Source organism: Streptomyces sp. NPDC096013 (genome assembly GCF_044763565.1).
Classification (GTDB): Bacteria; Actinomycetota; Actinomycetes; order Streptomycetales; family Streptomycetaceae; genus Streptomyces.
Genome location: NZ_JBIWGK010000025.1, coordinates 36,694 through 48,756 on the forward strand (window position 1 = coordinate 36,694; position 12,063 = coordinate 48,756).

Annotated in this window: 10 protein-coding genes; 9 read left to right on the forward strand and 1 reads right to left on the reverse strand. The window is 68.5% G+C overall.

The features are described 5' to 3' along the window. Positions 1 to 185 precede the first annotated feature (185 nt). The 3 genes from ACIRB1_RS43930 to ACIRB1_RS43940 all read left to right on the forward strand — a co-directional run bounded on the left by ACIRB1_RS43930 (position 186) and on the right by ACIRB1_RS43940 (position 4,413). The gene (locus ACIRB1_RS43930; protein WP_403469592.1) at positions 186 to 2,444 is read left to right on the forward strand and encodes an MMPL family transporter; all 2,259 of its coding nucleotides are present in this window, start codon (positions 186 to 188) and stop codon (positions 2,442 to 2,444) included. Between the two features lie 114 nt (positions 2,445 to 2,558). Continuing rightward, the gene (locus tag ACIRB1_RS43935) at positions 2,559 to 3,818 is read left to right on the forward strand and encodes a sensor histidine kinase (protein WP_403469593.1); all 1,260 of its coding nucleotides are present in this window, start codon (positions 2,559 to 2,561) and stop codon (positions 3,816 to 3,818) included. Next, positions 3,742 to 4,413 (forward strand): response regulator, encoded by a 672-nt coding sequence (locus ACIRB1_RS43940; RefSeq protein WP_403469594.1) that lies wholly within the window; start codon positions 3,742 to 3,744, stop codon positions 4,411 to 4,413. Before ACIRB1_RS43935 ends, ACIRB1_RS43940 begins: the two co-directional genes overlap by 77 nt. A 113-nt stretch (positions 4,414 to 4,526) precedes the next feature. Here ACIRB1_RS43940 and ACIRB1_RS43945 read toward each other — a convergent pair whose 3' ends face one another. Continuing rightward, on the reverse strand, positions 4,527 to 5,009 hold the full coding sequence (locus ACIRB1_RS43945; protein WP_403469595.1) for a MarR family winged helix-turn-helix transcriptional regulator: 483 nt from the start codon (positions 5,007 to 5,009) through the stop codon (positions 4,527 to 4,529). Positions 5,010 to 5,103: 94 nt separating this feature from the next. Between ACIRB1_RS43945 and ACIRB1_RS43950 the strand changes: the two genes are divergently transcribed. The 6 genes from ACIRB1_RS43950 to ACIRB1_RS43975 all read left to right on the forward strand — a co-directional run bounded on the left by ACIRB1_RS43950 (position 5,104) and on the right by ACIRB1_RS43975 (position 12,009). Continuing rightward, positions 5,104 to 5,994 (forward strand): alpha/beta fold hydrolase, encoded by an 891-nt coding sequence (locus ACIRB1_RS43950; RefSeq protein WP_403469596.1) that lies wholly within the window; start codon positions 5,104 to 5,106, stop codon positions 5,992 to 5,994. Between the two features lie 930 nt (positions 5,995 to 6,924). Further along, positions 6,925 to 7,128, forward strand: coding sequence for a cold-shock protein (locus ACIRB1_RS43955; protein ID WP_023586116.1), 204 nt, complete (start codon positions 6,925 to 6,927; stop codon positions 7,126 to 7,128). Between the two features lie 338 nt (positions 7,129 to 7,466). Then, positions 7,467 to 8,966, forward strand: a complete 1,500-nt coding sequence (locus ACIRB1_RS43960; protein ID WP_403469597.1) for a DEAD/DEAH box helicase — start codon at positions 7,467 to 7,469, stop codon at positions 8,964 to 8,966. Between the two features lie 46 nt (positions 8,967 to 9,012). Further along, the gene (locus ACIRB1_RS43965; protein WP_403469598.1) at positions 9,013 to 9,417 is read left to right on the forward strand and encodes a CBS domain-containing protein; all 405 of its coding nucleotides are present in this window, start codon (positions 9,013 to 9,015) and stop codon (positions 9,415 to 9,417) included. 901 nt (positions 9,418 to 10,318) lie between these two features. Next, entirely contained in the window at positions 10,319 to 11,209 is an 891-nt protein-coding gene (locus ACIRB1_RS43970; RefSeq protein WP_403469599.1) for an AfsA-related hotdog domain-containing protein, read from the forward strand. Positions 11,210 to 11,427: 218 nt separating this feature from the next. Continuing rightward, entirely contained in the window at positions 11,428 to 12,009 is a 582-nt protein-coding gene (locus tag ACIRB1_RS43975) for a DUF4383 domain-containing protein (protein WP_403469600.1), read from the forward strand. Positions 12,010 to 12,063 lie beyond the last annotated feature (54 nt).

A 12,063-nucleotide genomic window follows, 5' to 3' on the forward strand; every position in this document is an offset into this window, starting at 1 on the left:
GCCGCCGTTCTGTTCGCGTGCCTCCTGCCCTTCGCGGCAGGGCGACTACCAGCGGGAGATGACACACCCGCCGAGTCCTACTTGTTTTTCAGTACAGGGGACTGTCGATACGGCTGACGACATGGAAAGGCCGGACCGCGAGGGTGAGAGACGTTCCCGATATCCAGATTTGGAGATGTCCTTTCATGGCGACTTTCTTGCATCGGGTGGGCCAATGGGCCTTCCGGAGGCGGCGCACAGTGGTGCTGGCCTGGGTGGTGGTGCTGGCCGCCTTGTTCCTCGGAGCCTCCAGCGCATCCGAGGCACCGGACGACTCGTCTTCCATGCCCGGCATCGAGTCCCAGCAGGCGTTCGACCTGATCAACAACCGGTTCCCGGGAGCCGAAGCGGACGGCGCGCAGGCCCGCATCGTGTTCGTCGCGGAACACGGTCAGCACGTCACCGCCGTCACCTATCGCTCGACCATCGACAAACTCGTTGCCGCGGTGGCCGACGGGCCACAGGTCGCCGGCGCGACCAGCCCCTTCGACACGGACGCGGTCAGCAAGGACAAGTCGACGGCGTACGCCACCGTCACCTACAAGGTCGAGAGTGACGATCTCACCGACGCCAGCAAAACGGCCCTGACCGAGGCAGTGGACCAGGCCCGTGACGCGGGCCTGACCGTCGAGGTCGGCGGCTCCGCGCTGGAGACCGACGCAGGGCAGGGCCTGGGAGAGGCACTCGGCGTTCTCGTCGCCGCGGTGGTGCTGCTGATCACCTTCGGTTCACTCGCTGCCGCCGGCTTGCCACTGCTCACCGCCATCCTCGGCGTCTGTGTCAGCCTGGCCGGGATCACCGCCGTGAGCAGCGCCTTCGGATTTTCCTCGACGGTCGGTGAACTGGCGATGATGCTCGGCCTCGCCGTCGGCATCGACTACTCCCTGTTCGTGGTCTCCCGCTACCGGGAAGAGCGGGCCAACGGACACCAGCCGCAGGAGGCGGCCGCCCTGGCCGCAGGCACGGCCGGGAGCGCGGTCGTCTTCGCCGGGCTCACCGTCGTCATCGCTCTGCTGGGCCTCTCCGTGGTCGGCGTCCCGATGCTCACCAAGATGGGTATCGGCTCGGCGGGCGCAGTCCTGGTCGGAGTCCTGGTCGCCCTGACCGCAGTACCGGCGCTCCTGGGCTTCTGGCCCAACGCGGTGCTCTCTCGCCGGGACCGCAAGGGCGGACGCCGCACCCCCACAAGGTTCTTCAACCGCATCACCCGGACCAGGACGGCCGGCACACATACGAAAGCGGCCCGGGGTGTTCGCTGGGCGCAGTTCGTGGTGCGCCGGCCGCTGCCGGTACTGCTCCTGTCGGTGATCGGCCTCGGGGCGCTCGCGGTGCCGTCGCTGGACCTGCGGATGGGCATGCCCGGCGACGAGGCCAAGTCGACCTCGACCACGGAGCGCCGCGCCTACGACGCGCTCGCCGAGGGCTTCGGACCGGGCTTCAACGGCCCCCTGACCGTGGTCGTCGACGCCAGGACGGCCGATGATCCGGAGGCGGCCGTGACAGCGGTCTCCGCACAGCTCGCCGGCACCAAGGGGATCGTCTCCGTCTCACCGGCACGCTTCAACGAGGCGAAGGACACGGCAGTGATCTCCGCCGTACCGTCGACCGCGCCCACCAGCCGGCAGACACAGGATCTGGTGCACACCATCCGCGGCGAGCGCGGCGCGGTGGAGTCGGCCACCGGCGCCGACTTCAAGGTCACCGGCACCACCGCCCTGAATATCGACGTGGGCCAGAAGATGCAGGACGCCCTCGTTCCCTATCTCGCGGTCGTCGTCGGTCTCGCCTTTCTCCTCCTGATGCTGGTCTTCCGTTCGATCCTGGTGCCGCTCAAGGCCGCGTTCGGCTTCTTGCTGTCGGTCGGCGCGGCCCTCGGCGCGATCGTCACGGTCTTCCAGCAGGGCCACGGGGCCGGCTTCTTCGGCGTCGACGAGACCGGTCCGATCATGAGCACCATGCCCATCTTCCTGGTGGGTATCGTCTTCGGCCTCGCCATGGACTATCAGGTCTTCCTGGTCTCCCGGATCCGCGAGGCGCACATCCACGGAGAGCAGCCCCGTCAGGCCGTCGTCACCGGATTCCGGCACAGCGCCCACGTCGTAGGGGCAGCGGCGTTGATCATGATGGCGGTGTTCGGCGGGTTCATGACGGGCGGCGAATCCATGGTCAAGATGGTCGGCTTCGGGCTGGCCAGCGCCGTCTTCTTCGACGCCTTCGTCGTCCGTATGGCATTCGTGCCCGCGGTCCTGGCGCTCCTCGGCAAGCGCGCTTGGTGGCTGCCGACGTGGCTGGACCGGCTGCTGCCCCGCGTCGACATCGAGGGCGAAGCCCTCACCAAGGAGGCCCACATACCGCGTGACTCGGTCGACAACCACGATCGTGAGACGCCCATGAGGGTTGTCTGACGCACGCGCTGACCGGGCCGCTCGCCCGCACCAGCCCGCGAGCGGCCCGGATCGGTCCGCGAACTCCGCCCACTTCCTCAAGGCGCCGGTGACGGCACGACGTGGAGAGAGCCCATGGTCATCCAGCTGCGACGGCACGCCGACCGGTTCCCTCGCCTCGTCGAAGCGGCCTTCCTCCTGCTGATCTACGCCGCCAGCAGTAACCAGTACCGCCGGACCGACGGCACCGACACCATGTGGTGGCCCGGCTTCGCGCTTGCAGCCATCGCCTGTACAAGCCTGCTGGCACGCCGCCGCCGTCCGGGCACCGTCGTCGTCCTCACCACCCTCGCTACGGCCGTCGCGGGCGCCCGGGGCAGCACCTTCGGCCCCCTCCTGCTGCTCCCGGTCATCGTCGCGCTGTACGAACTGACTCTGCAGGCCTCACAGCGAACCGTCCGTACGCACTGCCTCGTGGTTGCCGTCATCCTCCTGCCCACCGCACTGCTCCGGGATCCGGAGGGCGACCCGTGGCCGAACAAGGTGGTGAGCCTGGCCTTCTGGATTCTGCTGCCCATCTTGTACGGATCGGCAGTGCGCGGGCGCCGCGCCTATCTGGACACCGTCCGCGCACGCGCCGAGGACGCCGAACGCACCCGCTACGAGGAAGCACAACGCCGCGTCACCGAAGAACGCATCCGCATCGCCCGGGAACTGCACGACGTGGTCGCCCACCATATGGCCCTCGCCAACGCCCAAGCCGGCACAGCCGCCCACCTGTTCTCCACCCGCCCCGCGCAGGCCCGCCGAATCCTCACCGAACTGACCGGCACCACCACAGCAGCGCTACGTGAACTGGAGGCGACTGTGGGTCTGTTGCGCCAGTCCGAGAACGCCGAGGAATCGTTGCATCCCGCACCGGGACTTGAGCGGTTGCCTGACCTGGTCGCTGCCTTCGCCGCCGCCGCGTTGAACATCACCATCACGGTCGACGGCCCCGTGAGCCCCCTGGCGGCCGGGGTGGACCTGACCGCCTTCCGCATTGTGCAGGAGGCCCTGACCAACGTCGCCAAACACGCCGCGGTGAACATCGCACATGTCCACCTCGCCTACGCCCAAGAGCAGTTGACGATCACCGTGAGCGATGACGGCGGCCCGATCACACCTCCGCGCGCAACCGGAGGCGGCTTCGGCCTCATCGGCATGCGCGAGCGCGCTCAGTCCGCCGGGGGCCGCCTACGCGCGGGCCGCCGTCCGGAAGGCGGCTTCGCTGTCACGGCCGAACTCCCCATCAACGTCCGACCAGAGAGCAGGTCCCATGACGATCCGCGTCCTGATTGCCGACGACCAGGCCCTGCTGCGAGCAACCTTCCGGGTACTGATCGACTCCTGTGACGACCTGGAAGTCGTCGACGAGGCTCACGACGGACAGCAGGCCATTACGCTCGCCGGCATCCACCGCCCGGACGTCGTCCTCATGGACATCCGTATGCCCAGCACCGACGGGCTGGCCGCGACCGCCGCGATCTGCGCCCAACCCGAACTGCAGGCCACACGCGTGCTCATCCTCACCACGTTCCAGACCGACGAGCACGTCGCCCAGGCGCTGCGCCTGGGTGCGAGCGGCTTCCTCGGAAAGAACACCACCGCCGAGGCCTTCCTCGACGGCATCCGCACGGTCGCTTCCGGCGACGCCCTGCTGTCACCGCTGGCCACCCGGTCGCTGATCACGCGCTTCCTCGCCACAGCAGCCCCCAGCGACGGCGCCCCCGATCCCGAGCGGTTCGGCAGCCTCACCCCGCGAGAGCGCGAGGTGGTGGCCCTGGTGGCGGAGGGCAGATCCAACGACGAGATAGCCTCCGCGCTGTTCCTCAGCCCCCTGACCGTCCGCACTCACGTCCAGCGGGCCAAAACCAAGACGGACGCCCGCGATCGGGCACAACTCGTCGCTTTCGCCTACCAGGCGGGTCTTGTGGAACCGCCGCGGTGACCGGCAACGCCGGTCGGCAAGTGCACCCTCGACGCCCGGAGGGCGCCGCCAAGCCGCCTCAGCGACCCCTCACCACATCGCGAGGGACTGAGTCACCACGGGCGGGAGGAGCGCTAGACAGAGTTGCTGCCGAGGTCCTGTGCAATCCAGCCCGGTGCATCCAGGCGTACGGGCTGGGCGCCGACCAGCGCCGCCAGGTGCGTCTCCAGGCTCGCGAGTTCGGCGGAACCGATCTGCCGCTCCCATTGGTCGCGCAACTCGTCGAAGATCGATTCGCCTTGTCGTAGTACTTCGAAGCCGAGTGCGGTGACCTGAAGGCGTTTGCGGCGAGCGTCGAGAGGGTCCGCGTCGCGTGCCACGTATCCGCGCTCCTGCAGTACCGCGATGGTTTTCGCCGCTGCCTGCTTGGAGACCGACAAACGCCGGCCCAGTTCTGAAGCATTGTCCGCGCCGGCGGCGACGGCCCGCATGGCGAAGTCGTGGACGGGACGCACATCCTCGTAGCCGCGGCGGGCCAGTTCGGCGGTCGCGGCGTCCACCAGTGAGCGGAAGCCTCCGAGCAGGAGCAGTGCGAGATCAGCGCCGGATCGTGACATGGAAGAAGACTACGCACGGCCACGGGCCTGGACAACGACAACCTCGTTGTCTAACGTCATGGACAACAAGGTTGTCGAATTGGGGGAGTGACTCATGAACGCCGCGCCAAAGGGTGGTCCCGCACTCTCGGGGATCACGCACCACCGAGCAGAGGTCAACGGAACCCAGCTGCATTACGTAGCGGCGGGAAGCACCGGCTCCCCCGTCCTCCTGGTCCACGGATTTCCCGAGACCTGGTGGACATTCCACAAGCTCATCCCGCTCCTCGCGGAGACTCACCGAGTCTTCGCCGTTGACCTGCGCGGCTTCGGCGACTCCGGCAACGGGCCGGGCGAGTACGACAGCAAGACCTCGGCCGAGGATCTGCACCTCCTCATCGACCATCTTGGCGTCGGCCCGGTCCACCTCACCGGGCAGGACATCAGCGGGGCAACCGTCTTCCGCGTGGCGAGCACCCACCCGCAGGACGTACTCAGTCTCACCGCGATCGAGATGGGCCTGCCCGGGTTCGGCCTCGAAATGCTGGCCGACCCCGCCCACGGCGGCGCCTGGCACATCGGCGTCCTCGCCGCGCCCGGCATCCCGCAGATGCTGCTGGTCGGCCGGGAGCGCGAGTTCCTGGGACAGTTCGCATTCCCCGCCATGAGCGCGACCCCGGGAGCGATCACCGACGCCGACATCGAGGAGTTCGTCCGCACCTACTCGCGCCCCGACGGGTGGCGCGGAGCGGTCGGCCTCTACCAGTCGATGCTGCGGGAGGGCCCCGAAATCAAGGCTCTCGCCGACACGCACGGCCTGACCGTACCCGTACTCGCGGTCGGCGCGGGCGGAGGCCCCTTCACCGCCGACACCATGTCCCAGGTCGCGGCAACCGACATACGCTCGGTGTCACTCGACGGCGTCGGTCACTACGCCGCGATGGAGGCCCCCGACAAGTTGGCGAAGGCCATCCTCCGATTCGTCGGAGACATCGACGCCGTCTAACGGTTCCCGGGCACCTGCCCAAAGCATCACCCCGGCGTCTGCGGGGCCTCGCGTCGCGACGCGGCGGCCGTCGGTGCGAATCGCGCCGCGCAGGGACTTGCCGTCCACCGCGACCGCTGGCCGCATCGGACGGGCCGGCGGGTGTCTCTCCTGATCGGCGGTGGGGGAGGCCACACGAGAGGCGAGCCGGCAGCAGATCGCGACGGCCAGGACGTACGGCACCGGGTGACGGTGGCCCTGGCCCTGGCGGTGGCGCGGGGCGAGCACGCGGGATAGCCGCGCCGGCAGGTCGGGTGGTTCGTCCGGGCAGGCCGGATCACGGCCCGCGAGTTGCCCCGGCCCGTTGGGACCGGGCGATGACGACACGCCAGGCATGGTCTTCCGTTGTGCTGGTCAGTCAACTCAACACTCAAGGATCACCGGACGCCGTGCTCAGGCGTACCCGCCGCCCGCCACGAATGGCCCACCTCCGCCGACTCGGGGTATCAGGCTCGAACCGGCGGCTTTGGACCGACCGCGAGAACGTCGGAGCCGTGGGGGCGCGACCTGTTGAATTCGGTCCTGTGGAAGGCCGCGTACGTTCCGGTGCTCAGGCGGACCCTGGTCGCCTGACGGCTCCGTTTTTCCGGAACGCTGCGCTGCGGGCGAGTCAATACCTGTGTTTGCGGGATCAGAGTTTGACGGTCCATACGGCGAGAGTTTTTGCCGCATTGGGCGGAGTCGAATTGTTTGACGTACGCGGGCAGTGGAGGCATGCTACGGTTCATCTCAGTTGCAGTTTTGGTTCCCGAGACTTCAAGTGCTCCCGCTCGACTTCGGTCGGGGAGAGTGCTTTTGTATTTCCGGTCTTTTCCCGGAGGGGCAATCATTGCGGCGACGCGGTGTCCGTGCAGTGCGGATTCCGATGTACTGCCCCGAAGGAGATATGACATGGCTGCTGGTACCGTGAAGTGGTTCAATGCGGAAAAGGGCTTCGGCTTCATCGAGCAGGATGGTGGCGGCGCTGACGTGTTCGCCCACTACTCGAACATCGCCGCCCAGGGTTTCCGCGAGCTGCTGGAGGGCCAGAAGGTGACCTTCGACATCGCGCAGGGCCAGAAGGGCCCGACGGCTGAGAACATCGTTCCGGCCTGACGCTGACGCGCACTTTGTAGCTGGGGCCCGCATCCTTCGGGGTGCGGGCCCCAGCTATGTGTTTCCCGTAGCGGCTCCACCTGCCGGACGTCGCGAAGGCGTCCGCGGCCGCATCATATGCGGCCCATCATCAGGGATTCCGGCGCATCCCGAAAAAACGCACAGAAGTAGACGCACGCATTCTGCGCCCCTGTCGCGTCACCAATTTTAGCGCCCGTGTCTGCGTGAATTTCCGTGGACCAGATCTGCTTTCTTTTACCATCGGCCCATACTTGTGGTTCTCCGTGCTCAACACTGTGGGAATTCCTTGATATGTGCCACATCGAGGAAGGTTCCGCATGAACCGCACACGTACGAACGACCGCTTTGCCCGCACCCGTAACGGCAGCGCCGGCGCTGGCGCCGGGAAGGATGGCAGCCGCTTCGGCTCTCCGACGCCGCGCCGTTCCGGCGGGCCTGTCCGGTCCGGTGGTTACGGCCGTCGGCCCGCCGCGGTGCAGGGGGAGTTCGCGCTCCCCGAGACGATCACCCCGGCGCTGCCCGCCGTCGAGAGTTTCGCCGATCTCGACATGCCCGAGCAGTTGCTGGCGGAACTCGGCAGGCAGGGTGTGAGTGCGCCGTTCCCGATCCAGGGTGCGACGCTGCCGAACACGCTGGCGGGCCGTGACGTCCTGGGCCGTGGGCGCACCGGTTCCGGCAAGACCCTCGCCTTCGGCCTTGCCCTGCTGGCCCGCATGGCCGGACAGCGTGCTGAGCCCCGCCAGCCGCTGGGGCTGATCCTTGTACCGACGCGTGAGCTGGCGCAGCAGGTGACCGACGCGCTCACTCCGTACGCCCGCTCGGTCAGGTTGCGGCTGGCCACCGTGGTGGGCGGGATGTCGATCGGCCGGCAGGCTGCCGCGCTGCGAGGCGGTGCGGAGATCGTCGTCGCGACCCCGGGCCGGCTCAAGGATCTCATCGACCGCGGTGACTGCCGTCTGAACCAGGTGGGCATCACGGTGCTGGACGAGGCCGACCAGATGGCCGACATGGGGTTCATGCCGCAGGTCACCGCGCTGCTCGACCAGGTGCGTCCGGAGGGGCAGAGGATGCTGTTCTCCGCCACCTTGGACCGTAACGTCGACCTGCTGGTGCGCCGCTACCTGACCGACCCGGTCGTGCATTCGGTCGACCCGTCGGCCGGTGCGGTCACGACGATGGAGCACCACATCCTGCACGTCCACGGCGCCGACAAGCACGCCGCCACGACCGAGATCGCCGCCCGCGAGGGCCGGGTGATCATGTTCCTGGACACCAAGCACGCCGTCGACCGGCTGACCCAGGACCTGCTCAACAGCGGGGTACGGGCCGCCGCGCTGCACGGCGGCAAGTCGCAGCCGCAGCGCACGCGCACACTGGCGCAGTTCAAGACGGGCCACGTCAGCGTGCTGGTGGCGACCAACGTGGCGGCGCGGGGCATCCACGTCGACAACCTCGACCTCGTCGTCAACGTCGACCCGCCGACCGACCACAAGGACTACCTCCACCGCGGTGGCCGTACCGCCCGTGCCGGTGAGTCCGTCCGCGTCGTCACCCTGGTCACACCCAGCCAGCGTCGCGGCATGGTCCGCCTCATGACGGACGCCGGGATCCGGCCGCAGACCACCCAGATCCGCTCGGGTGACGAAGTCCTGCACCGGATCACCGGCGCCCAGGCCCCGTCCGGCATCCCGGTCGTCATCACCGCACCGGTGACCGAACGCCCCAAGCGCGGCGCCACCTCCCGGGGCCGGCGCCGCTCTTCTTCGACTCCCCGCCGCGCGCCCGCACGTCGGACCGCCTTCGATACGGCGGTGTAGAGCCTTCGTGATCAGGACGCTGACCCATCTCTGCAGGAGGCACCTTTTGACGCTGGTTCAGATGCAGCTCCACCCGGTGAACGCCGGCCCCTTGCCCACGACGGTGACCGACGTCGTGGATGCGGACGGACCGCAGGTCTGGGACGACATGAGCGTCGAGGTGGCGCTGTCCGTCATGGCCGCCGCCCGCACGGACCGGCTGGTCGTCTGCGATCAGGACGGCCAGTGCACCGGCCTGGTCACCCGGACCGAACTCGCCGCTGTGCGCGACAGCTCCGCCTACACGGACCGCGTCCGCCTGCGCGACATCCTCGGTGACTACCGCTCCTTCACGTCGCCCGTGATGACGATGGCCGAAGCCATGCACGCGATGCGCTCCCGTCGGCTCGGTGCCCTGCCGGCGGCCGACGGACAAAGCGGCGCCCGAGGCGTCCTCGCGCTCTCCCGCTGATCCGCCTTAGGTCGGCCCGTTCTCCCCTTCTCGAGTCCCGCCTCGGGGGAGGGCGCGGCAGGTGAAGCCGAGCTTGGCCATGGCGCGGACGACTTCGTGGGCGCTGAAGTCGCGGCGGTCCTGGCGGGTGAGGAGTAGGTATCCACGAGCCGCTCCGGCACGCTTCAGCGACGCTCGGCACTCCCGTGTCTGTCTGACCGACGCAACAGGTACGAGTCGACCTCTGAACAGCAGTGGGCCCGGCCGGTGGAAGCTGGCCGGGCCCACGCTGCGTTCCTCTACGACGGGTCCGTGTGACCCGGTGCATCCCGCCCATTTCAGGGATTCCCACGGGGCCCTGGAGAATCCGGGCGACGTGGAGATAGCTACCTTTGCCCGCCGGTCGGCTGTTTCAGCGGCGGCGTCGCCGGGCGAGGAGCGCCTTGACAGTCTTGCCGCGCAAGATCCGGCGGGCGACAGCACACAGACCAGACCGGCACCCACCATGACCGCGTCCCACCGCCGAGATGTCCGCCCACCGGTCAATCCCGGCCGAGCGTCCGCCGCGTTCACGCGGACGACTCGGGACCGCGCAGGCGGTGGCTTCTCGACGACCCATACGGCGTGTTGCCATGCCGGGCACCTGTCTTGTGCACCGCGTGTGTTTGATACCGGACCCCCGTCGCGAAGGCGTGTCGCATCCGGCGATGCGGAGCCCCGGGTTCAGCGGCGACTTGTGTCTGAAAAAACCCCCAACGGGATGATTCGTTATGTATGCGGCGTGGTCGTGCATCCGTCGGCGCGTATCGGTGCGAAGACCCAGTGCGGTGCGGGCGAAGAGGACCTGCCGGCGGAGTGAGGAGGGTCCATGCCTGACGGTGCGGTGCGCGAGGCGCCTGTCTTCGGAGGGAGATCCTCCGAAGTGCCCGATACCGGGTGGGCGACGGGCGCGGAGGGTGTCGAGGGTGTGGATGGTGAGCTGACCTGGCACGGGTTGGGCCTGGAGACGGTGGCCTCCATGCTGGTCGTCTCACTGTCCCGGCAGGGAGACCGTTTCTTCGAGGCGCGGTGTCAGTGGCCGCGGATGCATCCGCTGAACGAGCGCGTCAATGTCGTGGAACATCACCCCCTGATCGTCGTTGAGTCCACCCGGCAGATCGCCGCGGCCGTCCAGCGCGGGCATCTCCGCGCCGCCGGAAACCAGCAGTTCGAGGCGGTGACTGTGAGCCTGGGACTGCATCCGGGTCTACAGCCGTCGGAGAGCGGTAGCGTCACCCATGTGCGGGTCCGGGTCACGCTGAGCGACCTCGTAGCGTGTGCCGGTGCGTTGGCGTCGTTCCGCGTCACGGCCGAGTACCTCCACGCGGGGCAGGTGTTCGCGACCTGCACGATGATCTGCGCGCCGCCCGTACCGGACGAGGAGGAGCCTTCCGTCGCGGCGCCGGGGTTCGGGCTGCTTCATCCCAGTGCGGCTGCGGTGGGCGCGGTCGCCGACGCGGACGTGCTGCTCGCCCGTGGACCACAGGGCCGCTTGGTGGTCGTTCCGCGTGACCCGGCCCATCCCGTTCTCCTGCCGGGCCGACCGAGCTTTCTGACCACATTGGCCGTACTGGAGGCCGGACGGCAGGCCGTCCTGCTCTCGTCCGGCATGACGTCTCGCGCCGTGGCGGGGCTGCGTGTGGACATCCGGTCGGCGGTACCGGTCCTGGGAGCGACCGTCGCCGTCGTCTCGGATCACCTGGGAGCACATTTCGCCATGACCGCCGTCGACCGGACCGTGGCGACGGGCACGGTGAGTCTGCGGCGGTCGTGACGCGCGGAGTCCGGCTCGTGGGGCCGGTCCGGGGCAGGTCCGGGGCCGGCTCGCTGCGTTCCGATCCGCGGTGCGACGCGGCCGATGCGCCGTCCGGTCGAAATTCCGAAGGAGCGCAACCGTATGGCCGTTTTGCCACGAATAGCCCTTTGCGTGGTCGGCTCGGAGGCTGCTCCACGGAAGCCCGCGACGCGTTCGCGCATCGGAAAGGATTCGCCATGAAACTGAGCGACGAGCTGCCAGTGGACCATCACCTGACCACGGTCTACCGGTACGGCGCCGCACTCTGCGGACTCACCCTGCTTGTCTTCGGCGTCCTCGGATTCGCCGATGAGCTCAGCCCGTTCGACACCCACGGGCACCACATCGCAGGCATGTCGACCAACGGCCTGCTGAGCGCGATCTCCGTCGTCGTGGGCCTCGCGCTCATCGCCGGCGGCGTAGTCGGCGGGAACTTCGCCTCGACACTCAACATGGTGGTCGGCACGCTCTTCCTGCTGAGCGGGTTCGTCCACATCTTCATCCTGGACCGGTCGGCCAACATCCTGGACTTCGGGATGACCAACGTCCTGTTCAGCTTCGTCATGGGGCTGATCATTCTGACGTTCGGCATGTACGGGCGCGTATCGAGCAAGCTGCCGCACGACAATCCGTACTGGCGCCGTCGGCACGCCCGTGAGGCCGCCCGCGAATCCCTCGCCGTCCGACGCCGGGCCCAGGAGGAGAAGCCGGCGCTGTCCACGGGCGGCGCGAGTGCGAGCCCGGTGCTTCCCGCGGCGAACACACAGCGCGAGAGCTGACGGCGTGAGAGACCCGGCCGGTTCGTCGTCCCCGCCGCGCGGGATGGGGACGAG

Coding starts and splice junctions, on each gene's coding strand:
- ACIRB1_RS43930 (WP_403469592.1), top strand. CDS start 186: ATGGCGACTTTCTTGCATCGGGTGGGCCAATGGGCCTTCCGGAGGCGG.
- ACIRB1_RS43935 (WP_403469593.1), top strand. CDS start 2,559: ATGGTCATCCAGCTGCGACGGCACGCCGACCGGTTCCCTCGCCTCGTC.
- ACIRB1_RS43940 (WP_403469594.1), top strand. CDS start 3,742: ATGACGATCCGCGTCCTGATTGCCGACGACCAGGCCCTGCTGCGAGCA.
- ACIRB1_RS43945 (WP_403469595.1), bottom strand. CDS start 5,009: ATGTCACGATCCGGCGCTGATCTCGCACTGCTCCTGCTCGGAGGCTTC.
- ACIRB1_RS43950 (WP_403469596.1), top strand. CDS start 5,104: ATGAACGCCGCGCCAAAGGGTGGTCCCGCACTCTCGGGGATCACGCAC.
- ACIRB1_RS43955 (WP_023586116.1), top strand. CDS start 6,925: ATGGCTGCTGGTACCGTGAAGTGGTTCAATGCGGAAAAGGGCTTCGGC.
- ACIRB1_RS43960 (WP_403469597.1), top strand. CDS start 7,467: ATGAACCGCACACGTACGAACGACCGCTTTGCCCGCACCCGTAACGGC.
- ACIRB1_RS43975 (WP_403469600.1), top strand. CDS start 11,428: ATGAAACTGAGCGACGAGCTGCCAGTGGACCATCACCTGACCACGGTC.